Source organism: Nonomuraea sp. NPDC049758 (assembly GCF_040674635.1).
Taxonomy (GTDB): domain Bacteria; phylum Actinomycetota; class Actinomycetes; order Streptosporangiales; family Streptosporangiaceae; genus Nonomuraea.
On sequence record NZ_JBFAMZ010000010.1, the window covers coordinates 271,518 to 297,338 of the forward strand.

At 73.7% G+C, this 25,821-nt stretch carries 22 protein-coding genes; 11 read left to right on the plus strand and 11 right to left on the minus strand.

The window, feature by feature from the left end:
• The first annotated feature begins 272 nt into the window (after positions 1-272).
• The 3 genes from AB0J46_RS27105 to AB0J46_RS27115 are packed head-to-tail and all read left to right on the plus strand — an operon-like array spanning position 273 to position 7,515.
• The gene (locus AB0J46_RS27105; protein WP_364336619.1) at positions 273-1,601 is read left to right on the plus strand and encodes an SWIM zinc finger family protein; all 1,329 of its coding nucleotides are present in this window, start codon (positions 273-275) and stop codon (positions 1,599-1,601) included.
• Positions 1,598-4,759, plus strand: a complete 3,162-nt coding sequence (locus AB0J46_RS27110; protein WP_364336621.1) for a hypothetical protein — start codon at positions 1,598-1,600, stop codon at positions 4,757-4,759. Before AB0J46_RS27105 ends, AB0J46_RS27110 begins: the two co-directional genes overlap by 4 nt.
• Complete coding sequence (locus AB0J46_RS27115) at positions 4,756-7,515, plus strand: hypothetical protein (RefSeq protein WP_364336623.1); 2,760 nt, start codon at positions 4,756-4,758, stop codon at positions 7,513-7,515. The genes AB0J46_RS27110 and AB0J46_RS27115 overlap by 4 nt, the downstream gene beginning before the upstream one ends.
• Before the next feature lie 233 nt (positions 7,516-7,748).
• Here the strand turns inward: AB0J46_RS27115 and AB0J46_RS27120 are convergent, their stop codons facing one another.
• Complete coding sequence (locus AB0J46_RS27120; protein WP_358301112.1) at positions 7,749-7,958, minus strand: heavy-metal-associated domain-containing protein; 210 nt, start codon at positions 7,956-7,958, stop codon at positions 7,749-7,751.
• Between the two features lie 149 nt (positions 7,959-8,107).
• Here AB0J46_RS27120 and AB0J46_RS27125 point away from each other — a divergent pair, with 149 nt between their 5' ends.
• The 3 genes from AB0J46_RS27125 to AB0J46_RS27135 are packed head-to-tail and all read left to right on the plus strand — an operon-like array spanning position 8,108 to position 10,598.
• Positions 8,108-9,250: an FAD-dependent oxidoreductase gene (locus AB0J46_RS27125; protein ID WP_364336625.1), complete on the plus strand. Its 1,143-nt coding sequence runs from the start codon at positions 8,108-8,110 to the stop codon at positions 9,248-9,250.
• A gap of 26 nt (positions 9,251-9,276) precedes the next feature.
• Positions 9,277-9,651 (plus strand): BlaI/MecI/CopY family transcriptional regulator, encoded by a 375-nt coding sequence (locus AB0J46_RS27130; protein ID WP_357972372.1) that lies wholly within the window; start codon positions 9,277-9,279, stop codon positions 9,649-9,651.
• Entirely contained in the window at positions 9,648-10,598 is a 951-nt protein-coding gene (locus AB0J46_RS27135; protein WP_364336627.1) for a M56 family metallopeptidase, read from the plus strand. Before AB0J46_RS27130 ends, AB0J46_RS27135 begins: the two co-directional genes overlap by 4 nt.
• A gap of 38 nt (positions 10,599-10,636) precedes the next feature.
• Here the strand turns inward: AB0J46_RS27135 and AB0J46_RS27140 are convergent, their stop codons facing one another.
• A complete protein-coding gene (locus tag AB0J46_RS27140; RefSeq protein ID WP_364336629.1) occupies positions 10,637-11,236 on the minus strand; it encodes a MarC family protein in 600 nt (199 codons plus the stop codon).
• Between the two features lie 299 nt (positions 11,237-11,535).
• On the opposite strand from AB0J46_RS27140, the gene AB0J46_RS27145 reads away from it, so the two are divergent.
• The 4 genes from AB0J46_RS27145 (at position 11,536) to AB0J46_RS27160 (ending at position 16,499) form a co-directional block, all read left to right on the plus strand.
• On the plus strand, positions 11,536-12,114 hold the full coding sequence (locus AB0J46_RS27145) for a DUF4396 domain-containing protein (protein ID WP_364336631.1): 579 nt from the start codon (positions 11,536-11,538) through the stop codon (positions 12,112-12,114).
• 1,243 nt (positions 12,115-13,357) lie between these two features.
• Positions 13,358-14,797, plus strand: a complete 1,440-nt coding sequence (locus AB0J46_RS27150; protein WP_364336633.1) for an MFS transporter — start codon at positions 13,358-13,360, stop codon at positions 14,795-14,797.
• A gap of 32 nt (positions 14,798-14,829) precedes the next feature.
• Positions 14,830-15,318, plus strand: a complete 489-nt coding sequence (locus AB0J46_RS27155) for a universal stress protein (protein ID WP_364336635.1) — start codon at positions 14,830-14,832, stop codon at positions 15,316-15,318.
• A gap of 233 nt (positions 15,319-15,551) precedes the next feature.
• Complete coding sequence (locus AB0J46_RS27160) at positions 15,552-16,499, plus strand: NlpC/P60 family protein (protein ID WP_364336637.1); 948 nt, start codon at positions 15,552-15,554, stop codon at positions 16,497-16,499.
• On the opposite strand, the gene AB0J46_RS27165 is transcribed toward AB0J46_RS27160, so the two are convergent.
• The 5 genes from AB0J46_RS27165 to AB0J46_RS27185 all read right to left on the minus strand — a co-directional run bounded on the left by AB0J46_RS27165 (position 16,460) and on the right by AB0J46_RS27185 (position 20,897).
• Positions 16,460-17,026, minus strand: coding sequence for a hypothetical protein (locus tag AB0J46_RS27165; protein WP_364336639.1), 567 nt, complete (start codon positions 17,024-17,026; stop codon positions 16,460-16,462). The genes AB0J46_RS27160 and AB0J46_RS27165 overlap by 40 nt on opposite strands.
• 114 nt (positions 17,027-17,140) lie before the next feature.
• On the minus strand, positions 17,141-19,381 hold the full coding sequence (locus AB0J46_RS27170) for a heavy metal translocating P-type ATPase (RefSeq protein WP_364336641.1): 2,241 nt from the start codon (positions 19,379-19,381) through the stop codon (positions 17,141-17,143).
• A 28-nt stretch (positions 19,382-19,409) separates the two neighbouring features.
• Positions 19,410-20,384 carry a hypothetical protein gene (locus tag AB0J46_RS27175; RefSeq protein WP_364336643.1) on the minus strand — a complete coding sequence of 325 codons (975 nt, stop codon included), beginning with the start codon at positions 20,382-20,384 and terminating at the stop codon, positions 19,410-19,412.
• The gene (locus AB0J46_RS27180; protein WP_358301136.1) at positions 20,381-20,593 is read right to left on the minus strand and encodes a copper ion binding protein; all 213 of its coding nucleotides are present in this window, start codon (positions 20,591-20,593) and stop codon (positions 20,381-20,383) included. Before AB0J46_RS27180 ends, AB0J46_RS27175 begins: the two co-directional genes overlap by 4 nt.
• 22 nt (positions 20,594-20,615) lie before the next feature.
• A complete protein-coding gene (locus AB0J46_RS27185; RefSeq protein ID WP_364336645.1) occupies positions 20,616-20,897 on the minus strand; it encodes a metal-sensitive transcriptional regulator in 282 nt (93 codons plus the stop codon).
• 115 nt (positions 20,898-21,012) lie between these two features.
• On the opposite strand from AB0J46_RS27185, the gene AB0J46_RS27190 reads away from it, so the two are divergent.
• Positions 21,013-21,594, plus strand: coding sequence for an HD domain-containing protein (locus AB0J46_RS27190; RefSeq protein WP_364336647.1), 582 nt, complete (start codon positions 21,013-21,015; stop codon positions 21,592-21,594).
• 22 nt (positions 21,595-21,616) lie between these two features.
• On the opposite strand, the gene AB0J46_RS27195 is transcribed toward AB0J46_RS27190, so the two are convergent.
• The 4 genes from AB0J46_RS27195 to AB0J46_RS27210 are packed head-to-tail and all read right to left on the minus strand — an operon-like array spanning position 21,617 to position 25,712.
• Positions 21,617-22,378 (minus strand): SDR family oxidoreductase, encoded by a 762-nt coding sequence (locus AB0J46_RS27195; RefSeq protein WP_364336649.1) that lies wholly within the window; start codon positions 22,376-22,378, stop codon positions 21,617-21,619.
• Positions 22,375-23,217, minus strand: coding sequence for an amidohydrolase family protein (locus tag AB0J46_RS27200; protein WP_364336650.1), 843 nt, complete (start codon positions 23,215-23,217; stop codon positions 22,375-22,377). The genes AB0J46_RS27195 and AB0J46_RS27200 overlap by 4 nt, the downstream gene beginning before the upstream one ends.
• The gene (locus AB0J46_RS27205; RefSeq protein WP_352356031.1) at positions 23,207-24,388 is read right to left on the minus strand and encodes a mandelate racemase/muconate lactonizing enzyme family protein; all 1,182 of its coding nucleotides are present in this window, start codon (positions 24,386-24,388) and stop codon (positions 23,207-23,209) included. Before AB0J46_RS27205 ends, AB0J46_RS27200 begins: the two co-directional genes overlap by 11 nt.
• Complete coding sequence (locus AB0J46_RS27210) at positions 24,375-25,712, minus strand: aspartate aminotransferase family protein (protein ID WP_364336652.1); 1,338 nt, start codon at positions 25,710-25,712, stop codon at positions 24,375-24,377. The genes AB0J46_RS27205 and AB0J46_RS27210 overlap by 14 nt, the downstream gene beginning before the upstream one ends.
• Positions 25,713-25,821: the final 109 nt, after the last annotated feature.

Below are 25,821 nucleotides of genomic sequence, written 5' to 3' on the forward strand. Positions count from 1 at the left end.
GCACCCGAGAGCGCCCGCCGTCTCGGCACCTACCAGCACCACTCGATCCAGAGCCGGCGGGCCCCGGACATCAGGCGCTGCGTGCTCTTGCGGCGGATGGTCATCTTCTTCATGGGCGCCTCCCAGGGGGGGTGATCCACTTCAGGATGTCCAGAGCATAAACCGGCTTGTCCGAAATGAGTAGACCATCCGGAATCAAACATGATCTGGCCTCCAAACCGGCGGAACGCGTAGCGGCGATCTTGTCGGTGGCGCGATCTATCGTCCCGGCCATGACTTCAGCGACGCAGGCGTACACGTACGCCGCGCCCTCCTCGCTCATCGACGGTCGCCTCGGGCTCGCGACCTCCGGCGGCCGTGCCCTGTCCGGCCCCGCCGTGGCCCCCCGCTTCTTCAGCGGCGCGGTGACCCAGGCCGCCCCCGCCGCGGCGGCCCTGCTCGGCGTCGCCGACGTGGCGCTGGCCCGCTACCACCAGCCGCAGGAGCGGCCCGGCTGGGTGCGCGACCCGGTGGTGACGTGCAACGGCGACCGCCTGCGCTTCGAGTCGTTCTCCGCCTGCGGCGGCGTGTACGCCCGGCTCGACCTGCTGCAGGGCGCGCTCGACGGCGAGGTCTTCGACCGGGGCACCACCAACGTCGACGTGAACGCCCCGCTGCGGGAGGCGCTGGCGCGCATCGGCGCGCGCGACCCGCTGCACCTGGGAGTGGGCCTCGACGAGCTGGTCGTGACCACCACGGACGGCGCGGTGGTGGAGAAGAAGGTGCCGCTGCCCGAGCGCTGGCTGCGCGGGTTCGCCGAGGTTCAGGTCATCGCCTCGGGCATGGACCAGCGCGGCGAGCTGGCCGGCATGGCGGCGGTGCGCTTCCTGCGCGGGCTGCCCAGGAAGGGCACGGTGTGGGTGGCCCAGGCGGGGCGCGACCTGAAGGTCTCCGACCGCCCGGTTCCCGGATCCGTCCAGCTCGCCGGCCCCAACCGGCTCGCCACCCTGCTGCCGCTGCTCCGCTTCGCCAAGGCCCTGCAGGTGTACGGCCCGTCCGACGCCGCCTCCAGCGCCTGGGAGCTGGAGCTGCCGGGCATGCGCTACACGCTCACCCTGTCGCCCGAGCGCTGGCGCGGCTTCTCCGGCGAGGGCGCGGTGCTCGACGACCTGGCCACCGACGAGGCCGAGAACGACGCCGACCTGGTCGGCATGCTGCTCAACTTCGAGCCCGAGGTCGAGATCGGCCTGCTGGCCGACCGCGCCGGCATCCCCGCCGACCGGGTGCGGGCCGCGCTGACGCAGCTCGGCGTCGCCGGCCGGGTCGGCTACGACCTGGCCGAGGCCGCCCACTTCCACCGCGAGCTGCCCTACGACAAGGACAACGTGACCGTGCTCAACCCGCGGCTGGCCAAGGCGCGCAGGCTCGTCGAGGCGGGCGCCGTGCGGCTCGACGGCGAGTCGGCCACCGTCCGCACCTCGGGCGGCACGCGTCAGGTCTCGCTGGCCGACGGCTCCTGCACCTGCGAGTGGTGGTGGGACCACCGCGGCTCCCGCGGCCCGTGCAAGCACGTGCTGGCCGCCCGGATCGTCGCCCGCGCCGCCGTGGAGGTCTCCCGATGACCACCTGGACGGAGATCCGCGACCTCGTCGTCCGCAAGGAGGCCGGCCGCCTGGCCGACCGGCTGGTCACGCTGACCGAGCAGGAGCGCGCCGAGCTGGCCGGGCAGCTGCCCGGCCTGGTCAAGGAGCTGCGCCGGGTCCGCACCGAGCAGGTGCGCGCCGAGTACCCCGGCGACTTCGGGGAGATGGTCTCCTGGGAGGTCGAGAAGCTGTTCACCGGCATGGCCAGGGCGCTGCTGGTGGCCGGCGTCGGGCTCATCACCGGCCCGGCCGCCGCGGTGACGTGGATGACCGGCCGCGACGTCAACCGCCGCTGGGCGCCGGACGTCAGGGTCGATCAGGTGTGCCGGGTGGCGGCGGCCCGTCCGCCGGAATGGCGCCGGGACGTCGCGGTCCGGCTGGCCCGGCGGGTGCGCCGTCCCACCGACCGCATCGCGCCGCTGGCCCTGGAGCTGCTGCGCCAGTCCGGCGCGGTGCCGCCCGACCACGACCCGCTGGTGGCCGCCTGGCTGTCCCAGCCGACCGTGCCCGACGACCCGCTGGCCCCCGTGCTGCTGCCCCGGATCTTCGACGCCGACGGCGCCGGCCGCGTCCTGCGGGAGGAGTCGCTGCAGCCCCGGCCCTCCCGCTGGCTGGCCGCCGTCGTCCGCGAGATCCCCAGGGAGCAGGCCCTCGACGGGTGCGTGAGCCGGTTCCTGCGCGGCGGCGAGCAGCAGGACCTGCGGTTCTTCGTCCGGCTGCACACGCTGCTCGACCCCACGCCCGCGGAGTCGGCTGCCCGCCTGCGCGACTACCTGCGGTTGTTGCCGTCCGCGCCGGGCACGGTCGCCGAGTCGGCCGCCGCGCGGGTGCGGGCCGCGATGCCGCTCGACCACGCCGACCTGGTCGAGGCGGTCGACGCGCTCACCTTCCGGGCCGAGGCCAAGCTCGCCGCCACCGGGCTGCGCTGGCTCGACCAGGCGATCCGGGCCAGGCCGGAGACCGCCGCCGACTTCGTCGCCGCGCTGACCACGGCGTACGCGCACACGTCCTTCGACGTGCGCAACCGCGCGGTCGAGCTGACCCTCAAACACGCCGGCCTGCTCACCGAGCACGCCGAGGCGATCCTCGACGCCGTCCGCGACCTCCCCGCCGACCTGGGCGCGAAGCTGGCCGGGCGGTTCGGCGGGGAGACCCCGGTCGAGGAGCTGCTGGAGCCCAAGGAGTTCCCGCCGCTGCCCGAGCCCGCGCAGGCGCTGCCCTTCCCCGAGCCGTCGATCTTCCCCGGCGGGCACGAGCCCTGGATCGACGAGGAGCGCTGGCTGGCGGCCTTCGTCACCGGCGTCGCCGACGACCGGGCGGAGCTGCGCCGCAGGCTCGCGCCCCACGTCGGGCAGGCACACGCAGAGCAGGCACACGTCGAGCAGGCCCACGGTCGCCGGCGGATCAAGGACGTGTGCCTCGATCCCGGCGAATGGCGGGCGGCGCTGGCCGCCGAGCTCGTCACGCCCGGCAGCGTGCCGGAGCTCCCGCCGATCCAGCCGGAGACGTTCTGGGAGCGCGCCGCCCACTCCGTGGGAGTGCGCGTCATCCCCCGCGGGCAGGAGCCCGGCCAGGAGCCGCCGACCGGGCGGATCATGGTGAGCGGCGGCCACCGGCCCGGCCGCTTCCTCGACGACGACGCCCCGCTGCGCGCCTTCTCCATCACCTGGACCAGCGACGAAGGTCCCGCCAAGGCGGTGGTCCGCGAGGGCGACCAGGAGATCCCCTTCGCCAGAGGCCGGATCCGGCTGAACGAACCCGATGATCGCCCGGCGCGGAAGAGGCCCGGCGTCCTGTACGACGACTCCGTGGAGGCCATGCCGTACCACCTCCTCGACCGCGCCTACGACGCGATGACCGCGCTCGGCGTGGACTCCACCCGGATCGCGGCGATGCGGCTGGGGGAACCGGTGCCCCCGCCGGGCCCGGACGAGCCGCTCGCGCGGGTGACCGTCGTGTTCGTCCCGCCGCGGCGGCGTTCGTACCTGCCCGTGGCGCTGTCCGAGCAGGACGAGTGGCGGCGGCGCAACCGCCTGCCCCGCACCGGCCGGGTCGCCCCGCTCCACGACTTCCTGCTGCACCGCTACGCCGAGCTCGCCGCGGCCCTCCGCGAGGACGCCCTCCCGCCGGCGCTGCTGGCCACCCCGACCTGGACGAGCGGCCACCTCGACCCCGACGTGCTGGTCGGCCGGTTGGAGACGTGCGCCGCCGCCGGGGTGGAACCGCTCCCCGCCGACCTGGCGCAGGCGCTGCTGCGCCTGCCGCGGGGCCGCCATCCGGCGGCGGCCGAGCGGGCCGCCAAGGTCGAGTCGGAGGCGGCGCGGTCGGCCGCCCGCTGGCTCGCCGGTGCCGGCATGGCCGACCCCGAGTGCGGCCACGGGTGGCGGCACATGGTCCACGCGTCCATGGTCGAGTTCGGCGACGGCGACCCGGAGCACTTCACCGAGGTCAGGCTGCGGCCCGTGCTGCGGGTGACGGCCCCGACCGGCCATCGGCTGATCGACGAGGTGGTGCTGCGCGAGCCGTCCGACCGGGCGGGCAGCGAGTCCGGCCACACTCTGGGGGCGTGGCCCGCCGTTCTGCCCTCCCACCGCGAGGTCGTGGCCGTCAACTTCCTGCCCTACCTGCTGCAGGGCCACTGGGGCGTCTGGCGCGCTCCGGCGGAGATCATCGGCCTGGAGCTCGCCCAGGGGCCGATGGGCGAGTCCACGGCGCTGGTCCTCGCCTTCCTCCTGACCGGCGGCGTGCCCGGCATGATCCCGCTGGTCCTGCGCATGGCCGCCAGAGGTGAACTGCCCGCCGAGGCGATGGGCCGTCAGCTCGCGCTGGTGCTGCGCCGCACCTGGCAGGAGACCACCCCCGCCATCGCGGCCCTGACCCGGCTGGCCGAGGCCGGCGGCCACCACGAGGTGTGGCGCGTCATGCGGGCCCTGCTGCCCGTGATGTCGCCCGGCGAGGGGCGGCGCCTCACCGTGAGCCACTCCCGGCTCGTCGCCCTCGCCACCGACGTGGCCCTCTGGACCGGCGCGCGCGGGGAGATCCCGGTCGTCGCCGAGTTCGCCGGCAGCCGCCGGACGACCCGCTTCGCCCACGCCTGCCGCCGCCTGCACGCCCAGCTCACCGGAGCCACGTCATGACCGCCGACGACGTCCGCGCCGAGATCAGGCGCCTCGTGCTCGCCCGCGACACCGAGCGGCTGGCCGCACGGTTGCCGGACCTCACCGGCGCGGAGCGGGCCGCCGTCGCCGCCGAGCTGCCGGGCCTGCTCGCCGAGCTGCGCCCGCGGCTGCTCGCCGCCCGCTGGAACGCCTTCGACCAGCTCACCGGTCCCGCCGAGGCGCTGATGATGGTGGGCGCGGCGACCGTTCCCGGCCCGGCCGGGGCGGCCACCTGGCTGATGAAGCGCGACCTCGACCCGGGAACGTCCGGCGCGCCGAGCCCGCACCGGCTGGTCAGGGCGGTCTCCGGCCGCCCGGCGGCCTGGCGGGCCGATCTGGCGGTCCGGCTCGCGCGCCGCGTCCGCCGTCCCGACGACCGGGTCGTGCCGCTGGCGCTGGCGCTGCTGCGCGCCGGCCCGGTTCCCCCGCCCGACCACGAGCCGCTGGTGGCGGCCTGGTTGTCGGCGGCGACCGTGGCCGACGACCCGCTGACGCCCCACCTGCTTCCGCGGATCTTCGAGGCGGCCGGCGCGGGCCGGGCGCTGGCCGACGAGCAGCTCACCCCCGAGCCGTCCCACTGGCTGGCCCTGACCGGCCGCGCGCTGCCGCGCGAGCAGGTCATCGCGGGCTGCGTGCGCCGTTTCCTGCTCGGCGGCGACCCGCGTGACCTGCGCTTCTTCGTCCGGCTGCACACGCTGGTGGCGCCCACGCCGGCGGAGTCGGCCGGACGGCTGCGCGACTACCTGCGGCTGCTGGCCACCGCGCCGGGCCCGGTGGCCGAGCTGGCCTGGCGGCAGGCGCGCGCGGCCCGGCTCGACCCGGCGGACGTCGCCGAGGCCGTCGAGTCGATGACCTTCCGCCCGGAGGCCGGGCTCGCGGTGAAGGGCCTGACCTGGCTCGACCGTGCCCTCGGCCCCCACCCGGAACGGGTGAACGACCACGTCAGGGCGCTGACCAACGCGTACGGGCACGCCTCACACGAGGTGCGCGACCGCGCGGTCGCCCTCACACTCAAGCACGCCGGTCACGTCACCGACCCCACAGCGCTCCTGGAGGGGGCCGAGCTGCTGCCCCCGGCCTCGGCCCGGCGACTCCACGAGCGCTTCGGCGCGGGCCGGACCGGCGACTTCACCCCTGGCCGGCTGCCCGAGGTCACCGTGCCCGGCCCGTTCCCGGTCCGCGGCCCGGAGGCCGGCCCGCCGGCGGAGGCAGGCTGGATCGCCGTCGAGGCGTGGCTGGCGGCGGTGGTGCGGGAGACCCACGCGGACCCCGGCTCCCTGCGCGAGACGCTGGCCCGGCGGTTCGGCGAGGAGCTGCGGCCGGTGCTCTACGACATGCCGGTGTGGGAGTCGCCGCGCGACTGGTGCACCGCGCTGGCCAGGGAGCTGGTCAACCCGGGCGAGGATCCGGGGCCGCCCGGCTCGCGTCCGCCGCGGGAGTGGCCGCCGTACCGGAGCACGCCCGGCGACGTCGGGCAGGCCCTGTACGACGGCATGGTGAACCTCGCGGCCACGGCCTTCCGGCTGCTCCCCGGCCTGCGCACGATGCTCCCGCTGCACGACCTGCCCGACGACGTGCAGGAGCAGCTGCTGCGGACGGACGACGTCGAGACCGATCTCTACGACCCCGGCGCCCGACCGGCGCCCGCCGAGTGGTGCCGCCTCCCCCGCCCGGAGGGACGCGCCGGCCTCTACGCCTTCCTGCTGTCCCGCCTCGACGAGCTGCTGCGCGCCGCGAAGGCCGGAGCCCTGCCCCCGGTCCTGCTGGCCACGCCCACCCGCGCCGACGGCCACCTCGACCCCGAGCCCCTGCTCACCCGCCTGGCCGGGTGCGCGCGCTCCGGCCGCGAACCGCTGCCGTTCGACCTGGCACAGGCCCTGCTGCGGCTGCCGCCCGATCCGGCCCCCGACCTGGCCGAACGGGCGCGGGGCATCGGCTCGGAGGCCGCCGCCGCGGTGGCCCGCCGGCTCGGGCGCGGCGCGCCCCCGCCGCCGCGGGTCGAGGTGACCTGGACCCCCGACCTCGGCTCGGCGCCCCACGAGCATGTCCCCGACCGGCGCGGGATCGCCGCCGTGAGCTGGCCGCCTGCCGAGCCCACCGGCCTCGCCCCCGTCGACGCCCTGCTGGCCGCGCCCTCCGGCAGAGGCTTCTCCCGGCGCGGGTCACGTGACTTCTGGCCGGGCATGACGCCCCACCACCGGGAGCTCGCGGCGGCCCATCTGGCGCTCTGCCTGCTCGACTACTCGGTCCCGCCCGGCGTCCACGACCTGCGCGGCCTGGCGCTGGCCGGAGGGGAGTCCGGTCCGGCCACGGCCCTGGTGTTGGCCTTCGTGCTCACCGCGGAGGGCGACGGCGCGGTGCCCCCGCTGCTCGAACTGGCGGCCAAGGGCGCGCTTCCCGGCGCCGAGACGGGCCGGCTGCTGGGCATGCTCAGCCGTCGCGGCGGCGTGCGGGCCGACCTCGCCCTGCCGTCGCTGGAACTGGCCGCCCAGCAGGGCGCGCACGCCGAGGTGTGGACGATCCTGCGCCACTTCCTGGCCGTCTTCCTGCCGCGCGGGGGCGAGCGGGCCCGGCGTGCGCACACCGACGCCGTCGTGCTGGCCACGGACGTCGCCATGTGGGCCGGGGCGCGCGGCGAGATCCCGGAGGTGGCCGCCCACGCGGGCAGACGCGGCTCGACCGCGCTCACCCGCGCCTGCCGGGGCCTGCACCAGGCGCTGACCCGCGAGCCCTGAACCGGCCCTGAACCGGCCCGGCGCTGGGATCAGCGCCGGGCATGCCGAAGCGGGGCCGGGGGGGGCCCGGGGCCGCCACGGTGGTGAGGACGGCGCAGCCGCCCCCCCCCGACGTCCCCCCCGCGGGGGAGGCCGACCAGCTGAAAGTGGAGTGGGGGGGGGGGGTGGCGGGGACGGGCACCCGCGGGGGGGCCGGCGGCCCCCCCGCGCCCCGCTTCGGTGGTCTCGACGGCTCAGCCGGCCACCAGCTCGTAGCCCGCCTCTTCGACGACGTCCCTGATCTTCGTGTCGTCGAGGGCGTCGGTCGAGGTGACGGTCACCTGCCCCGTGGCCAGCTCGACGTCGACCGAGGAGACCCCGGCGACCTTGCCGATCTCGGTCTTGACGGTGCCCGCGCAGCCGCCGCAGGTCATTCCGGACACCGTGTAGGTCTTCGTGCTCATCGCCTCGCTCCTCCCTTGATACCCCGGCCGGGTATGCCGAAGAGAACGTACGCCCGATCTTGAGGAAAGGCAAGCCATACGCCGGTGGGGTATATGAGACGTGCGTCACATTGCCTCTCCCATACCCCCTACCGGTATCGTTGCCTCGCATGAGAACCCTTGACAAGATCGTTGTGGTCGGCGCCTCGCTGGCGGGGCTGCGGGCCGTCCAGACCCTGCGCCGGGAGGGCTTCGACGGCGAGCTCACGCTGGTCGGCGCCGAGGCGCACGTGCCGTACAACCGGCCGCCGCTGTCCAAGAGCGTCCTGCGCGGCGACGAGGACGTCACGCTCCCCGGCGCCGAAGAGCTCGGCGACGACTGGCTGCGCGGCAGGCAGGCGGTACGCCTGGACGCCGGCAACCGCACGGTCGTCCTCGACGACGGCGCCGAGCTCGGCTACGACGGCCTGGTCGTCGCGAGCGGCGCCCGTCCCAGGCGGCTCGACGGCGTGCACACCCTGCGCACCCTTGAGGACGCCCTGGCCCTGCGCGCCGAACTGGACTCCGGCCACGAGCACGTGCTGGTCATCGGCGGCGGGTTCATCGGCGGTGAGGTGGCGACCACGGCCAGGCAGCTCGGCCGCAAGGTGACCCTGGTCGACTCCGGCCCGCATCCCATGCACGCGGGCCTCGGCGCGCAGGCGGCGCGCTGGCTGGCCGGGCACCACGAGCGCAACGGCGTCGAACTCGTCACCGGTGTCCGCGTCACCGAGGTGACCGGCGGCCAGGTGCGGCTCGGCGACGGCCGCGTGCTGTCCGCCGACCTGGTCGTGGGCGGCATGGGCGTGACGCCCAACACCGAATGGCTGGCGGGCAGCGGCCTGGCCGTGGACGACGGCGTGCTGTGCGAGCCGACGCTGTACGCCACCGGCTCGGTGAACGTCGTCGCGGCGGGCGACGTGGCCCGCTGGCCGCACCGCCTGTACGGCGACGCCCTGATCCGCGTCGAGCACTGGTCCAACGCCAACGAGCAGGGCGCGGTGGCCGCCCGCAACCTGCTGGCCGGGCCCGACGACGCGCAGCCGTTCGCGGACGTGCCCAACTTCGCCACCCACGTGCACGGCGCCCGCATCCAGACGGCCGGCCTGCCGCACCTGGCCGACGAGGCGCGCGTCGTCGCCGGCGACCCGGACGAGGACCGCTTCGCCGTGGCCTTCGCCCGCGACGGCGTGCTGGTCGGCGCGGTCGCCGTCAACGCGCCGAAGGACCTGATCAGGCTCAAGCGGTCCATCGCCGCGGGCGAGGCGATCTGACTACGACCGCGGGTAGCATGACCGGCATGATGCGTGGCCTTGGCGAGCTCGAATCCACGATCATGGACTGGATGTGGGCCAGGCGGCGTCCCGCCTCGGTCCGCGACGTCTTCGAAGACCTCAAGCAGCGGCGGACCATCGCCTACACCACGGTGATGACCGTGATGGACAAGCTGCACACCAAGGGCATGCTCCGGCGCGAGGCCGTCGGCCGCGCCTACGTCTACGAACCGGTCGCCTCCAAGGAGGCGTACACCGCCGACCTGATGCGCCGCGCGCTCGCGGGCAGCGGCAACCAGGCGGCCACCCTCGTGCACTTCCTCGAACGGCTCACCCCCGAGGAGGCCGCGGCGCTGGAGGCGGCCCTTCAGGTCTACCCGCACCGGGGCCGTCCCGCATGATCGCCGCCGTCGTCCTGGCCTGTTACACGGTGGTGGCGGCCGTCTGGCTGCCCGTGCTGGGGCAGCGGGCCGCCAAGTGGTCCGACCGGGCGCCGCGGCTGGCGATCGCGCTGTGGCAGGCGGGGGCGGCGTCCGTGGTCGCCTCGGCCGTGCTCGCCGCGCTGGCCTTCGCCGTGCCGGCCGAGATCGTCGGCCACGGGCTGGCGGGGTTGTTCGAGGCGTGCGCCGACATGCTGGGCGACGGCTCCCGTGTGTCCCGGGTGGGGTTCGCGGCCATGCTGGCGGCCGGCGCGGTGCTGTCCAGGGTGCTCTGGTGCGGCGGGACGGTGCTGGTGCGGGCCGCCGTGGAACGTCGCCGGCACGCCGCCATGCTGCGGCTGCTCGGGCGGCGCGACGCCGAGCTGGGCGTGGTGGTGATCGACTACGACGAGCGGCTGGCGTACTGCGTGCCGGGCCGGCGCGCTCAGACGGTCATCACCACGAGCGCGCTGCGGGCCCTGACGCCGGAGCAGATCGCCGCCGTGCTGGCGCACGAGCGGGCGCACCTGCGCGGCCGTCATCATCTGGTGCTGGCCGGGGCCGAGGCCCTGGTCCGGGCGTTTCCCAGGGTGCCGCTGTTCGAGCGGGCCAGGACCGAGATCGCGCGGCTGGTCGAGCTGCTCGCCGACGACGTCGCGGCCCGCCGCCACCCACGTGCCCAGATCGCCGCGGCGCTGGTGAGCCTGGCCACCGGGCGCGCGCCCGCGTTCACGCTCGGGGCGGGCGGGGAGACGGCGCTCAGCCGCGTGCGCCGGCTGCTCGGCCCCGAGCAGCCGCTCGGCCGCCGCGAACGGCTGACCGGGCTGCTGGCGGTCAGCGCGCTGCTCGGCGGGCCGGCGGCGGTGGCGCTGGCGCCGGGGGTCGGCTCGTTCCTGGCCCACCACTGCCACTCGCTGCTGTCGCTCTGACCTACTACCGCCGTTAGTAACAGGGCGGCCGGACGGGGTCAGGCGACGCCCCAGCGCGTCCAGTGCTGCACGGCCGCCGCGACCAGTTGCACCGCCATGGCCGCGGCCGGCAGCCCCATCACCCGGGTGACCAGGTTGAGCCCGTTGTCCTTGAGCAGCCGGCCGATCACGGAGGAGAAGCGCAGCGTGAGCCACGTCAGGAGCAGCGCCGCGGCCGGCGCCAGGCCGACCGCCGTCACGGCCGCGGCGGTGGCCGCCTTCTCCATGTAGAGCATCGTCGCCGCGATGGCCCCCGGCCCGGCCAGCAGCGGCGTGCCGAGCGGGACGAAGGCCACGGCTCCGCTCCCGGCGTTGGCCCGGTTGCGGGCGCAGTCGGCCTTGAGCAGGTCGAGCGCGATGAGCGCGAGCAGCACGCCGCCGGCCACCTGCAGCAGGGGGATGCCGAGCGCGTCGAGCAGCCCGTTGCCGAGCACCGCGAACACGGCGACGATGCCGGCCGCCACGAGCACGGAGACCCTGGCCGTACGGCGGCGGCCCGCCGGGTCCTGGCTCCTGGTGAGGGTGAGGAAGATCGGGATGGCCGCCAGCGGGTCGAAGATGACCAGCAGCGTGACGAAAGCCTGCGCGAACAGCGACATGACCTGCTCCACGGGTACGGAGGGGGTTCCCCGCAGTCAGCGCGCGGGGCCGGGCCGGATCGCCGTGGAGCGGCAGGGCACGGTCCGGCGCAGCCACACCGCGCCGCCGTGTTCCCGAGGCGGACGGACGGCATCGGGCCGCTTGGGTCTACTATTCAGAATAGTAGTCTGGCCGTCCATGCCAAGCCCGTCCCAGACCTCTCTCTTCGCCCCTATGACGCCGGCATGAGGCTCACCTCCCTCTTTACCGGCATACCCCATACCCCTAAAATCGGTCACCCCACCTAAGGAGTATCACCATGGACCATAGTGGACATCACCCTCCCTCCCCCTCGTCGGAGCACCAGCACGCCGCTCCGCCCGCCGCCACGTGGGCCATGGCCGCCCAGGCGACCCTGCACTGCCTGACCGGGTGCGCGATCGGCGAAGTGCTCGGCATGGTGATCGGCACCGCGCTCGGCCTGTCCAACCTCACCACCGTGATCCTCTCGGTGGCGCTGGCCTTCGTGTTCGGTTACGCGCTGACCATGCGCGGCGTCCTGCGTGCCGGGGTGGACTTCAAGTCGGCGCTGAAGGTGGCGCTGGCCGCCGACACCATCTCGATCGCGGTGATGGAGGTGCTGGACAACACCGTGATGGTGACCGTGCCGGGCGCCATGGACGCCGGGCTGGGCAACTGGCTGTTCTGGGTGGCGCTGGCCGGGTCGCTGCTGGTGGCGTTCCTGCTGACGACGCCGGTGAACAAGTGGCTGATCTCCCGCGGCAAGGGTCACGCCGTGATCCACCAGTACCACCAGGGCCACGGCGGCCACCAAGGTCACGGCGACCACGAAGGCCATCAGGGACACGAGGACCATCACGGCCACCAGGGCCACTGACCGAACACGACACGAGCCGCCCCGCCCGCCGTCCGCGATCGCCGACGGATCCCGGACGAAAGGCGGGCCCGCTCACAGACCCCCGCCCCCCATGACCGGCCCTCCCCGACCACCGCACAGGCCGCCCCCGCACAGGCCGGCCCCGACGCCGAACCCGTAGATCGCGCCAACCCCGACACGACGCCCGGCTCGCCACGACGACCGGGCAATCCCCTGGCGGCATCGCGGGCTCATCCAACGCCGAGCCAGGAAGGCACGGCCACCCCGGCATACCCCCGCCTCGCCACCACGAGCGGGCAGTTCCCGCGCCACCACGGGCCGCCCCCGACGCCGCGCCAAGAGCGCATGGCGATCCCCCGACGCGACGCCACCTGCGACGCGTCAACCCGCACACCCTGCTGCCCTGGGCAGGCCAAGCCCGCACACCCCCGACCCCTGACGCCCGGCGCGCCGACGGCCCCCGCATACCCCGTCCCGCACACCCCAGCCCCTGACGCCCCCCATACCCCTCCTCTGCACACCCCGGCCCGCTGCCCCGTTCCGCATACCCCCCCGCACTCCCCAGCCCCTGGCGCGCTCCGCATACCCCCGGCATACGGGGGCCGCGGTGTGTGGCGCCGGGGTGTGCGGGCTGGAGTGCGGGGGCCGGAGTGCCTGGGGCGGAGTGGCGGCGGCGGGGGTATGCAGGGGGCGGGGTATAGGGCTGCGAGGGTGAGGCATGGAGGCGCGGCCCGGCCCGCACACCCAGTCCTCTTACGCGTACCGCATACCCCTGCCCCGCATACCGCCGCTCGACGCGCGCGCCCGCCCCTTACGCGTGCCGCATACCCCGCCCCTGCATACCGCGCGGCTCACCCCTATACCCCCGCCCTCCGACACATCCCGCACACCCTCGCCCCCGGCACGTCCCGCACATCCTCGCCCCCGGCACGTCCCGCACATCCAGCCCCCTGGATGTGTCACTTGCGCGTCCCTGCCCCGTGACATCACCCCCCGACGCCTCGCCATAGGCCGTCGGAGCTGCGGGAATGCTGTCGCCGCACGGTCGTCCTCAGGCATCGCCGGCGCGCGCGGGCCCGCTGTCACGCAGTGCCGCCCGGACGGTCTCCGGCGTGCGGACTTGACAGATACCCCCCCGGTGTATGTATGTTCATCGCCAGATACCCCCTACCGGTATTTCCGAGGAACCCAAAAGACCCGCCCGCATCCCCACCGGGGTACGGCGTAGCGCTGGAGAATGCTCATGTCCGCACCATCCCCCCGGCGATGGACCGCCCTGGCCCTGATCGCCACGGCCCAGTTCATCGTCATCATGGACACGTCGATCATCGGCGTGGCCCTCCCCCGCATCCAGGAAGACCTCGGCTTCTCGCAGGAGAACCTGTCGTGGGTCTTCAACGCCTACGTCGTCGCCTTCGGCGGGCTCCTGCTGCTCGGCGGCCGCCTCTCGGACCTGTTCGGCGCACGCAAGCTGTTCAGTGCCGGCTGGCTCATCCTGCTCGCCGGCTCGCTCGTCGCCGGCATCGCCCCCGAGGTGTGGGTCGAGCTCACCGGACGTGCCGTCCAGGGCGTCGGCGCGGCCCTGATCGCCCCGTCCGCACTGACCCTGCTGATGATGCTGTTCGGCCACGACCCCAAGGAGCTCACCAAGGCCCTCGCCCTGTACGGCGCGGCCGCCCCGGCGGGCGGCACCGCGGGCGTGTTCCTCGGCGGCGTCATCACCGAGTACCTGAGCTGGCCCTGGGTCTTCTACATCAACATCCCGATCGCGCTCGTCGCACTCTTCGCCACCCGTCCGCTGATGCCCGCCGGTCAGTCCCAGCGCGGCTCCATCGACATCCTCGGCGCGCTGACCGTCACCGCCGGGCTGGGCGCGGCCGTCTACGCCATCGTCCGGGCGCCCGAGGTCGGCTGGGGCTCCGCCCAGACCTGGGGCGTGCTGGCCGCCGCGATCGCGCTGCTCATCGCCTTCCTGGCGATCCAGGCCCGCCGCCGCGAGCCGCTGATGAGGCTGTCGATCTTCCGTACGCCGAACCTCGCCGCCGCCAACCTGACCCAGCTCCTGCTCGGCGGGGCCTGGATCCCGATGTGGTTCTTCCTGAACCTCTACCTGCAGCAGGTCCTCGGCTACAGCGCCTTCCCCAGCGGCGCGGCCCTGGTGCCGATGACCGTCCTCATCATGCTCGGCATGATCGTCCTGGCGCCGCGCGCCATCAACCGGTTCGGGCCCAAGGCCGTCACGGTGGCGGGCCTCGTCCTGCTCGCCGTCGGGATGGGCTGGCTGTCGCTGATCAGCCCCGAGGGCAGCTTCGCGGTCGACGTCCTGCCCGCCAGCCTGGTGGCCGCGCTCGGCATGTCGCTGGCCTTCATCCCCTCGCTCGGCACCGCCATCTCCTCCGCCCGTCCCGAGGAGGGCGGCCTGGCCTCCGGCATCGTCAACACCAGCTACCAGGTCGGCTCGGCCCTCGGGCTGGCCGCCATGACGGCCGTCGCCGCCGCCAACGGCGCCGCCCAGCTCGGGAACCTGCCCGCGCTGACCGACGGCTTCTCCTCGGCCTTCGTGGGAGCCGCCGGGATCGCGGTCGCCGGCGCCCTGATCGCCGCGCTGACGCTCCGCTCGCGGGGCGCCGCACCCGCCGAGGCCGCCGACCCCGCCGAGACCACCGCCGCCACCCGCGGCTGACCTCGACGCTCACAGCTCCGAAGGAGATCCCCATGTCCATCCTCATCGCCTACGACGGTTCACCCGACGCCCGCCACGCCGTCGAGGAGGCCGCCCGGCTGTTCCCCGGCGCGTCCGCGGTGGTGCTGTACGCCCGTCAGCCCCTGGAGAGCCTCGCCGCCCACCTCGAAGGGCATCCCGCCCTGGAGGACCTGCGGGACATCGACGCCAGGACCATGGACGCCTCGGAACGGCTGGCCGCCGAGGGCGCCGACCTGGCCCGCTCCCTCGGGCTGCGGGCCGAGCCGCGGGTCGCCTCGGTCCCCGAGGAGGTCGTCGCCGCCGCCATCGTCGACGCCGCCGAGGAGATCGACGCCTCGCTGATCGTCCTGGGCTCGCGCGGCCGGCAGGGGTTGCGGGCGCTGCTGTCGGGCAGCACGTCCACCCACGTCATGCACGCCACCGCGCGCCCCACGCTGATCGTCCCGTCCAAGCCGCTGGCCGACGCCCGTCGCGCCGCCGAGCACCGCGCGGCCCGCTGAGGTCGCCGAGAGACGCCCGGCTCCCATCGGAGCCGGGCGTTTCGGCGTTCCGGTGAACGCGCCGGACCTGGCGTGCGTATCCCCACACGAGCCGGAACGACGGCCTGTTATGCCGGATAGTACCGACGAAATGCCAACAAGCAGGGCGACCTTCGGTACTATTCCGCCTCAGGCATGGAGGCGTACGAGGAGGCATCGTAGTGGTCGTGGCGACGAGGCTGGGGCGAGCGGCAGTGGCCGTGACACTTGCGGCGGTCGCGGCGGTCTCCATCCCGGGCGTCGCCTCGGCCGATCCGTCGCCCGCCAAGGCCAAGGCCAGGCTGGTGAAGCTGAACGAGCGGGCCGACGAGGTGGTCGAGCAGTACAACCAGGCGACCGAGGCGCACAAGAAGGCCAAGCAGAAGTACGACGCGCTCAACGCCGAGGTCGCGCGCAAGAACGCCCAGGCGGACGGGTTACGCAAAGACCTCGTCTCGGCGGTGGTCAGCGACTACCAGTCGGGCCCGCTCACGACCTGGGGCCGCTTCGTCGCCGACGGCACCCCCGACGAGGTGCTGAGCGGCATGGCCGCCCTGGAGCAGATCTCCCGGGCCAGGGCGGCGAAACTGGCGGCGTTCCAGGCGACCACCAAGGACCTGCGCGTCCGGCGCGACGAGGCCCGGACCGTCCTGGCCGAGGCCGACGCGGCGCGCGACAAGGTGCGGGCGGAGAAGGCGAAGGTCGACAAGCTGGTCAAGGCGCAGACGAAGCTCCTGCGCAGGCTGGGCGCCTTCCGGGCGGGCGATCCGAACAGCGCCGGCATCAGGTACACCGGCTCGGCCTCCGGAAACGCCCGCCTGGCGTTGCAGTTCGCCTTCGCCCAGGTCGGCAAGCCCTACCAGTACGGCGCCGAGGGCCCGAGCTCCTACGACTGCTCCGGCCTCACCCAGGCCGCCTGGCGCACCGCGGGCGTCGAACTGCCCCGCACCACCTGGACGCAATGGGCCTGGGGCGCGAGCAGACGCGTCTCGCTCGACGCGTTGCAGCCCGGCGACCTGCTCTTCAGCAAGGGGCTCGGCCACATGGGCATGTACGCCGGCAACGGGAAAATGGTCCACGCGCCCCAGACCGGTGACGTCGTCAAGGTGGTCGACCTGGACGACTACTGGCGCACCCGGCTGCTCGGCGCGGTCCGCCCCTGACCGGCGACGGCGGCCATGCGCTCGACGGCCTCGGCCGGCCGGTCCGGTGAGGTGGCGAAGTTGAGCCGGACGAACCCGCGCCCGTCCGGCCCGAACCGCGGCCCCGACGACAGGCCGACCCTGCCCTCGTCCAGGAACGCCTGGGCGGGGTCGTCGCCCAGGCCCAGCGACCGGCAGTCGAGCCAGGCGACACAGCCGCCCTGCGGCGGGTGGTGACCGACGCCGGGCAGCAGGCCGGCCAGCCGGTCGGCGAGCAGCCGCCGGTTGCCGTCGAGGGCGGTCCTCGCGGGTGAGGACCAGGCCGGTGGGGTTGTGCGGGTTGCACAGCAGGTACGCCCGCGCGCGCCCGAGGCGAAGTCGTGCTCCAGCCGGTTCAGGTCGAGGCGGTGCCCGCCGGGCCCGTGGGCCAGCGGGCTGGTGACCACCCGGCGGCGGATGCGTTCGAGCCCGGAGAAGAAGGGCGGGTGGCCGGGGGTGTTGACGACGACGCGGTCACCGGGTTCGGTGATGATCCGGAGGATCTCCACGATGCCGGACATGATGTCCGGGACCAGGCGTGCCGTGGCGTGGGTGCTCCGGCCCGGTACGCGAAAGGGGCTCCGGGCGTGACGCCCGGAGCCCTCTTCACTTGAGGCCGATGTTCACTTGAACCGGCGCAGCCGGAGGCTGTTGCTGACCACGAACACGCTGGAGAAGGCCATCGCGGCCCCCGCGATCATCGGGTTGAGCAGACCGAGCGCGGCCAGCGGCAGGGCGGCCACGTTGTAGGCGAACGCCCAGAACAGGTTGCCCTTGATCGTGCCGAGCGTCCGGCGGGAGAGCCTGATCGCGTCGGCGGCCACCCGCAGGTCACCGCGGACCAGGGTCAGGTCGGACGCCTCGATGGCGGCGTCCGTGCCGGTGCCCATGGCCAGGCCCAGGTCGGCCTGGGCGAGCGCGGCCGCGTCGTTGACGCCGTCGCCGACCATCGCCACGACCTTGCCCTCGCCCTGGAGCTCCTTGACGACGTCGACCTTGTCGGCGGGCAGCACCTCGGCGATCACCTCGTCGATGCCGACCTCGTCCGCGACCTGCCGGGCGACGGCCTCGTTGTCGCCGGTCAGCAGGACCGGGGTGAGACCGAGCGCCCGGAGCTGCTGGATGGCCTCCTTGCTGGTGGGCTTGATCACGTCGGCGACCACCAGCACCGCGCGGGCCTTGCCGTCCCAGCCGACCGCCACGGCGGTCCGGCCGCCCGCCTGGGCGGCGTGCAGAGCGCGTTCCAGGTCGGACGGCAGGTGCTGGGACCACTCCGCCAGCAGCCTCGGCCGGCCCACCAGGACCGCGTGCCCCTCGACGACGCCCTGGACGCCGAGACCCTCGACGTTCGCGAAGTCCTCGGGGGTGGGCAGGTCACCGACACGGGCGGCGGCGCCCTTGGCGATGGCCTGGGCGATCGGGTGCTCGGAGGCGTGCTCCAGAGCGCCCGCCAGGCGCAGCACCTCGGCCTCGTCCTCGCCCTCGGCCAGGTGCACGCCGGTGAGCGTCATCCGGCCCTCGGTGACGGTGCCCGTCTTGTCGAGCACCACCGTGTCGATGCGGCGGGTGGACTCCAGCACCTCGGGGCCCTTGATCAGGATGCCGAGCTGCGCGCCCCGGCCGGTGCCGACCAGCAGCGCCGTCGGGGTGGCCAGGCCGAGCGCGCACGGGCAGGCGATGATCAGCACGGCCACCGCGGCGGTGAAGGCCGCGCCGACGCCGTCGCCGGTGCCGAGCCAGAAGCCCAGCGTGCCCAGGGCCAGCGCGATCACGATCGGCACGAAGATGCCCGACACGCGGTCGGCCAGCCGCTGCACCTGCGCCTTGCCCGTCTGGGCGTCCTCGACCAGCCTGGCCATCTGGGCGAGCTGCGTGTCGGCCCCGACCCGGGTGGCGCGGACGACCAGCCGGCCGCCCGCGTTCACGGTGGCGCCGGTGACGGTGTCGCCGGGACGCACCTCGACGGGCACGGACTCGCCGGTCAGCATCGAGGCGTCGACCGCGGAGGTGCCCTCCTCGATCACGCCGTCCGTGGCGATCTTCTCGCCGGGCCGCACGACGAACCGGTCGCCCACGGCCAGCCGGTCGCTGGGGATCCGGGTCTCCACGCCGTCGCGCAGCACCGCGACGTCCTTGGCGCCCAGTTCCAGCAGGGCGCGCAGGGCGGCGCCCGCCCGGCGCTTGGAGCGGGCCTCGAAGTAGCGGCCGGCCAGGATGAACGCGGTCACCCCCGCCGCGGCCTCCAGGTAGATGTTGCCCGACCCGTCGGTGCGCTCGATCGTGAACGCGAAGGGGTGGGTCATGCCCGGGGTGCCCGCCGTGCCGAAGAACAGCGCCCACAGCGACCAGCCGAGCGCGGCGATGGTGCCGACCGAGATCAGCGTGTCCATCGTGGCCGCGCCGTGACGCAGGTTCGTCCAGGCGGCCTTGTGGAACGGCCAGCCGGCGTAGACGACGACCGGCGCGGTGAGCACCAGCGACATCCACTGCCAGTTGGTGAACTGCAACGGCGGGATCATCGCCATCGCGATCACCGGCACCGCCAGCACCACCGAAGTGATCAACCGGCTGCGCAGCGGGCGCAGCTCGTCCTCCGGCTCCCGCTCGCCCGGCTCGCCCTCGGTCCGGGGCGGCGCGGGCAGCGCGGCGGTGTAGCCGGCCGCCTCCACCTGGGCGATCAGCTGCTGCGGATCGACGCCTTCGGGGAAGGTGACCTTCGCCTTCTCGGTGGCGTAGTTGACCGTGGCGGTCACGCCGTCCATCTTGTTGAGCTTGCGCTCGATGCGGTTGGCGCACGAGGCGCAGGTCATGCCGCCGATCGAGAGTTCGACCGCGTTCTGCCGGTCATCGGTGACAGAGGTCATCACCGTTCCCCTTTCCCAGTGGCTTTTCTCAGTGGCTGTGGTTGCCGTGCCCGGCGGGCGTCGCCGACGCGTCGGGGGTGGCGGGCCGCGGCCCGGCCGCGAGCGTGAAGTCGGCGGTACGAACCTCGCCCCCGTGCTGGAAGTCCAGGAACAGGCGGTAGTCGCCGCCGCTCGGCACCTCGGCGTAGAAGACGATCTCGGGGCCCGGCTGCGTCTTGCCGTCGCCCGGCTCGCCGTCGGGGTGGACGTGCAGGTAGGCCAGGTCACGGGCGCGGAGGGCGACCAGGTGGCCGAAGGCGCCGAGGTAGGGCTGCAGGTCGGTGACCGGCTTGCCGTCCTTGCTGACCTTGAGGGTGAGCTTGCCGGCCTGGCCCGGCGTCAGGTCGCCGTCGAGGGTGACCTCGTAGCCGTCGACCTTGGAGGTGCGGCCGGTCTCCGGCAGCGGCTTGGGCTGGTAGTCGCCCGCCACGGCCAGGTCGGCGCCCAGCGTCAGGGCCTCGCCGCCGGTCGGCGCGAAGTCGGCGAAGGCCCGGTAGCCGCCCGCCTCGGGGAAGGTGACCTTGACCGACCAGATGCCGTCGGCCGACATCTCCGGATGGACGTGCTGGAAGCTGCCCAGGTCGCGGGAGACCACGATGAAGTGCAGCTTCTTGTCGTGCTGGACCTGGTAGTCGGTGACCGGGCGGCCGTCGGGGCCGGTCACGGAGAAGCGGAAGTCGGCGGGCTCGCCAGGCTTGAGCGACGTGGTGAGCGGGTTGAGGGTGTAGCCGTTCTCGGACACTTGGAGCCCCCCGGGGGTATCGTTCTTCTTCGTCGTCGTCTGCTGGGCCGTGTGCTGGTTGTGGCCCGCGCTCTGTGCGGTCTCCGTGGCGGCCGTCATGGCGCTGTGGTCGGCGGCGGGAGCGGCCCCCACCGGGCCCACGACCTTGCCGGCGCCCAGGGCGCCGCCGAAGACGACGGCCAGCCCCAGGGCGTAGGAGCCGAGCTTGGCTGCGGTGTTCACGACTGGTTCGCCACTTCGTACCCGGCCTCCTCGACGGCGGCGACGATCTTCGCCGCGTCGATCGGGCTGTCACTCTCGACGGTCAGCAGGCCGGAGGCCAGATCGACCTCGACGCCGGTCACCCCGGCGACCTCGCCGACCTCCTCCTTGACCGAACTGACGCAGTGGCCGCAGGTCATGCCCTTGACGGTGTAGGTGGTGGTGCTCATATCGGTCTCTCCTTCAATCCGGTCAGGAACGAACAAGTCTGGCGATGGCGTCGGAGGCTTCCTTGACCTTGGCCTCGGCCTCCGGGCCGCCCTTCGAGGTGGCCTCGGCGACGCAATGGGCCAGGTGGTCCTCCAGCAACGACAGGGAGAACGACTTCAGGGCGCTGGTCGCGGCCGACACCTGGGTCAGGATGTCGATGCAGTACTTGTCGTCCTCGACCATGCGCTGCAGGCCGCGGACCTGCCCTTCGATGCGGCGCAACCGCATCCCTTGGTCCTGCTTGCCACTGCCGTGTCCAGCCATGTCAGCCCTCCCTCGGCTCGTTGCCGTTGAGGACACTATACCCCCCTATGGTATCCAGAAGGCAAGTGACGGCCCCTGCTGGCGAGATCCGGTGGCCGGATGAAAGGCTGAAGGCATGTTCCCGGAGACTCCCGCCGCCGCCGCGGCGGTGTCGGTGGCCGGCCGTTACTGCTCGCCCGCGCTGCTCAACCACTGCGTCCGCGCCTACCTGTGGGGAGCGATGTACGGCGCGGCCCACGGCATCGCCTTCGACGACGAGCTCTACTACGTCTCGGCGCTGCTCCACGACATGGGGCTGACCGAGCCCTTCGACAGCCACCGGCTGCCGTTCGAGGAGGCGGGCGGGCAGCTCGCCTGGGTGTTCGGCACGGCGGCCGGCTGGCCGGCGGAGCGCGCCGGGCGGGCCGTCGAGATCATCAGGCTGCACATGCGCGCCGACGTGTCCGCCGCCGACGACCCCGAGTCCCACCTGCTGCAGGTCGCCACGAGCTGGGACGTGGTCGGGCGGCGGCCCGAGGAGTTCGCGCCGGACGCGAGGGCGGAGCTGCTCGCCCGTTACCCCAGGCTGGGCTTCGGCGCCGAGTTCCTGGCCTGCTTCGAGGACCAGGCCAGGCGCAAGCCGGACAGCGCCGCCGCGGCGTCGGTCCGCAACGACGTCGCGGGGCGGATCGCCGCCAACCCGCTGGACGGCGGCTGACCCGAGCCCCGGCGACGCGGGGTCAGGAACCGGGCCGCAACGAGTTCCGGTACGGCGGCATGAATCGCATTCTCGGCATCTGGTCGGCCAGCACGCCGCCGTCCACGACCAGGGTGGAGCCGGTGACGTAACGGGCCGACTCCGAGGCCAGGTACGCCACCGCGCCGGCCACGTCGTCCGGCCTGCCGTACCCGCCGCGCAGCGGGATGCGCTCCTCCCACGCCGCCTCGAAGGCCGCGCGGTCGAAGGGGAAGTCGCCGTCGATCGGGGTGGCGATCATGCCGGGCGCCACGGCGTTGACGGTGATGCCATGGGCGCCCAGCTCGGCGGCGAGCGAGCGGGTGATCAGCTCCAGGGCGCCCTTGGAGGCGTTGTAGTGGGCCAGCCCGGCTTCGGCCATGAGGCCGTTCTTGGAGGAGACGTTGACGATCCGCCCCCGCACGCCGTCGGCGATCATGTGCTCGGCCACCCGCTGGGCCAGGAAGAACGGCGCGTCGCAGTTGACCCGCATGACGGCCTGCCAGCCGGCCACGGTGATCTCGTTGAAGTGTTCGAGCCGGGCCACCCCGGCGTTGTTGACCAGGACGTGGATCGGCCCGTGGTCGCGGCGGACCGCGTCGGCCAGCCCGGCCAGGCCCTCGGTGTCGGCCAGGTCGAAGTCGTAGGCGCAGCCCGCGCCCGGCCGGTCGACGGTGATCACCCGGTAGCCGTCGGCCGTCAGGCGCGCGGCGATGGCCTGGCCGAGGCCCCTGGCGGCTCCGGTGACCACGGCCAGCTCGGTCATGACAGCCCCAGCAGGTCGAGCGACGGGCGGTGGATCAGCTTCTCGATCTCCTCCCGGTCCAGGGGCGGCAGGCCGGGGATGCCGGGGACCGCGCCGACCGCCCGCAGCCCCTCCACCGAGGCGTCCACCGTGGTGAAGGGGTAGTCGCTGCCGAACAGCAGCTTGCCCCACACCCCGTAGTCCTGGGCCAGGCGCAGGCTGTGCCAGAGCTGGAAGGGGCGGTAGTGCAGGGCGGAGACGTCGGCGTAGAGGTGGCGGTGCTTGCGGATCACCGCGATGCACTCGCCCTCGTACGGGTGGCCGAGGTGGGCCAGGACCATGCGCAGCTCCGGATGCCTGATGGCGACCTCGTCCAGGTGCACCGGCAGCGCGTAGCGCAGGGGCGCGGCCGAGACGAACGTGGTCCCGGTGTGCACGAGCAACGGCAGGCCGTGGCGGGCGGCGTAGGCGTACAGGTCGTCCAGCTCGGGGGCGGCCGGGTCGAAACCGGCGTACATCGGCATGAGCTTGATGCCGCGCAGCCCCAGGTCGCGGTGACCGTGTTCCAGCTCGTCGCGCCAGCCGGGCTGGGTGGGGTCGAGCGACAGGTAGCCGATGAGCCGGTCGGGGTGCTCGCCGGCGTAGGCGGCCACGGCGGCGTCGTCCACCCACAGGCCCGACCGCCTGGCCTTGCCGCCCACCACGACGGTACGGGTGCCGGCGGGCGAGGTGGCGGCGTAGTCCGCCCAGCGCACGGTCAGGTCGACGTGACCGCCGTGCGCGCGGGCGGACTCGGCCGCGAACGGATCGCCGACGTCGTCCGGGCAGCTGAACAGGTGGGAGTGGACGTCAACGATCACGCTTCTCCCAGCCCTCCTTGAACATGTTCCAGAACCGGTGGGACGGCGGGTGCTCGGCGAAGACCTCGTCGGCCAGCTCGACGCCGAGGCCGGGCCGCTCCGGCAGGCCGACGTGGCCGTCGACCACCGGCAGCACGCCCTTCAGCGCGTCGAAGACGTACGGCTCCAGCATGCCGTCGAACGTCTCCAGGACGAGCAGGTTCGGCATGCCGAGCACGGCGTGCACGGAGGCCGTGGTGCACAGCGGGGAGTTGGAGTTGTGCGGGGCGACGAGCATGGCGTGCACGTCGGCCTGCGCGGCCAGCTTCCTGATCTCGGTGAACCCGCCGGCCATCGACAGGTCGGGCTGGATGATGTCGACCGCGCCGGTGGCGAACAGCCGGGCGTACTCGTAGCGGTTGTGGAAGTGCTCGCCGCCGGAGATGGGCATGGCGGCGCGGGCGCGCAGCTCGGCGTAGCGCTCGATGTGCGTCCACGGCAGCGGCTCCTCGAACCAGCCGAGGTCGAACGGCTCCAGCTCGCGCACGAGCCGGACGGCGGTCGGCATCGCGAACCGGGCATGCCCCTCGACGAACAGGTCGAGGTCGGGCACGGCCTCGCGGACCGCCGCGACGATGTCGACCGAGAGCCGCAGCTCGGCCCGCGACAACTCGCCCAGCCCGGCGCCGAACGGGTCGAACTTCAGCCCGGTGTAGCCGCGGGCGGCGACCTCCTTGGCCTTGGCCGCGAACACCTGCGGGTCGCGCTCGCCGGTGTACCAGCCGTTGGCGTAGACCCGCACCCGGTCGCGGCAGGCGCCGCCGGTCAGCCGGTAGACGGGCACGCCCAGCGCCTTGCCCATGATGTCGTGGAGCGCCTGGTCGACGCCGGAGACGACGATGCCGCCGACGTCGCCGCCGCGCAGGAAGTCGCCCTGGTACATGCGCAGCCAGATCTCCTCGACGTCGAAGGGATCGGCGCCGATCAGGTGGCGCTGTGCCATGGCCTCGGTCAGCGAGCAGGTCTCCCGTCCCCGGTAGGGGTGGGTGATCTCGCCGATGCCGCTCAGCCCTTCGTCGGTGTGGATGCGCACGTAGGAGAAGTCGCGCCAGGCGGTGCCCAGCGAGAGGGTCTCGACGCGGCTGATCCGGCCGGCGGGCCCGGCCGGGCGGCTGGTGTCAACGGTGAGCATCGGCGCCGCCCATGGTGCTGACGTCGGTCAGGTCGAGCACGTCGCCGCGGGCGAGCCTGGCCGCGGTGGCGGCCGCCTCCAGCAGGTGATCAGCGTCGGCGTCGGTGTGGGCGTAGGAGACGTGGCTGCGCTTGAGGTTCAGCGGCAGCTCGAAGACGCCGTGCTCCAGCAGCCGGCGGCGGTACCCGATGAACATGTTGGCATCATTGCGCAGCAGGTCGTCGTAGGTGCGGGCGGGTCCGGTCATGAAGTAGCCGACGAAGACCGAGCCGTACCCGCTGACCAGCGCCGGGATGTCCAGCGAGGCGAAGACCTCGGCCAGGCCGGTCCTGATCCGCTCGCCGAGGCGGAAGACGTGCTCGTGCACCGGCTCCTCGCGCAGCTTGCGCAGCGTGGCCAGGGCGGCCGCCACGACGGCGGGGTGGCCGTTGTAGGTGCCGGCGAAGAAGGCGGGGCCGCCGGGCCGCGAGCTGAACAGCTCCATGAGATCGGCGCGGCCTCCGAGCGCGCCCACCGGGTAGCCGTTCGCGATCGCCTTGCCCATGGTGGTGAGGTCGGGGGTGATCCCGCAGATCGCCTGCCAGCCGCCCAGGTGGTGGCGGAAGCCGGTGATGACCTCGTCGAAGATCAGCACGCTGCCCGCCCTGGTGCACTCGGCGCGCAGCGTCTCCAGGAACTCCTGCTCGGGCAGCAGGCAGCCGACGTTGTGCGGCACCGGCTCCAGGATGACGGCGGCGATGTCGTCGCCGTGCTCGGCGAACGCCCGGCGTACCGCCTCGGGGTCGTTGAACGGCAGGACCAGCGTGGCCTGCAGCACCTCGGGCAGGATGCCGGTCGAGATGGGGTCGTGGCTGCCGACCTTCTCCGGCGCGGAGATCACGTTGAGGCTGACCGCGTCGTGCCAGCCGTGGTAGCAACCCTGGAACTTCACCACGAGCCGGCGGCCGGTCGCGGCCCTGGCCACGCGCAGGGCGTGGAAGGTGGCCTCGCTGCCGGTGCTGGTCAGGAGCACCTTCTCCACGCTCGGCACGAGCTCCACCAGCGTCTCGGCGAGCTCGACCTCGCCGGCCGTGACGCCCACGCCGCACAGGTCCACCGTGCGGCCGGCCTCGGCGACGGCCGCGCCGACGTCGGGGTCGTTGTGGCCGAGCAGCGGCGGGCCGAAGGCGGCGTGGTAGTCGACGAACTCCCGTCCTTGCGAGTCGCGGAAGCGGGCGCCGGCGGCATGGGTGATCACCAGGTCGGTGAGCCCGGGAATGCTGCGCTGCCCGCTGTTCACGCCGCCGGGGATGACCTGGCGTGCGCGCTCGGCTAGGTGCTTCAAATCTCTCTCCTCCGACGCGCCTCCCGGCCCGGCCCGGCCTGGGAAGCGCTGATCGTCCGCCACAAATTCCGAACAGTGTTTGGCAATACCGAACAGGTGAGGGAGATTG

Bases quoted from the DNA above. Each gene is read 5' to 3' on its own strand.
- AB0J46_RS27105 (WP_364336619.1), top strand. From the start codon at position 273: ATGACTTCAGCGACGCAGGCGTACACGTACGCCGCGCCCTCCTCGCTC.
- AB0J46_RS27110 (WP_364336621.1), top strand. From the start codon at position 1,598: ATGACCACCTGGACGGAGATCCGCGACCTCGTCGTCCGCAAGGAGGCC.
- AB0J46_RS27115 (WP_364336623.1), top strand. From the start codon at position 4,756: ATGACCGCCGACGACGTCCGCGCCGAGATCAGGCGCCTCGTGCTCGCC.
- AB0J46_RS27120 (WP_358301112.1), bottom strand. From the start codon at position 7,958: ATGAGCACGAAGACCTACACGGTGTCCGGAATGACCTGCGGCGGCTGC.
- AB0J46_RS27125 (WP_364336625.1), top strand. From the start codon at position 8,108: ATGAGAACCCTTGACAAGATCGTTGTGGTCGGCGCCTCGCTGGCGGGG.
- AB0J46_RS27130 (WP_357972372.1), top strand. From the start codon at position 9,277: ATGATGCGTGGCCTTGGCGAGCTCGAATCCACGATCATGGACTGGATG.
- AB0J46_RS27135 (WP_364336627.1), top strand. From the start codon at position 9,648: ATGATCGCCGCCGTCGTCCTGGCCTGTTACACGGTGGTGGCGGCCGTC.
- AB0J46_RS27140 (WP_364336629.1), bottom strand. From the start codon at position 11,236: ATGTCGCTGTTCGCGCAGGCTTTCGTCACGCTGCTGGTCATCTTCGAC.
- AB0J46_RS27145 (WP_364336631.1), top strand. From the start codon at position 11,536: ATGGACCATAGTGGACATCACCCTCCCTCCCCCTCGTCGGAGCACCAG.
- AB0J46_RS27150 (WP_364336633.1), top strand. From the start codon at position 13,358: ATGTCCGCACCATCCCCCCGGCGATGGACCGCCCTGGCCCTGATCGCC.
- AB0J46_RS27155 (WP_364336635.1), top strand. From the start codon at position 14,830: ATGTCCATCCTCATCGCCTACGACGGTTCACCCGACGCCCGCCACGCC.
- AB0J46_RS27170 (WP_364336641.1), bottom strand. From the start codon at position 19,381: ATGACCTCTGTCACCGATGACCGGCAGAACGCGGTCGAACTCTCGATC.
- AB0J46_RS27180 (WP_358301136.1), bottom strand. From the start codon at position 20,593: ATGAGCACCACCACCTACACCGTCAAGGGCATGACCTGCGGCCACTGC.
- AB0J46_RS27185 (WP_364336645.1), bottom strand. From the start codon at position 20,897: ATGGCTGGACACGGCAGTGGCAAGCAGGACCAAGGGATGCGGTTGCGC.
- AB0J46_RS27190 (WP_364336647.1), top strand. From the start codon at position 21,013: ATGTTCCCGGAGACTCCCGCCGCCGCCGCGGCGGTGTCGGTGGCCGGC.
- AB0J46_RS27195 (WP_364336649.1), bottom strand. From the start codon at position 22,378: ATGACCGAGCTGGCCGTGGTCACCGGAGCCGCCAGGGGCCTCGGCCAG.
- AB0J46_RS27205 (WP_352356031.1), bottom strand. From the start codon at position 24,388: ATGCTCACCGTTGACACCAGCCGCCCGGCCGGGCCCGCCGGCCGGATC.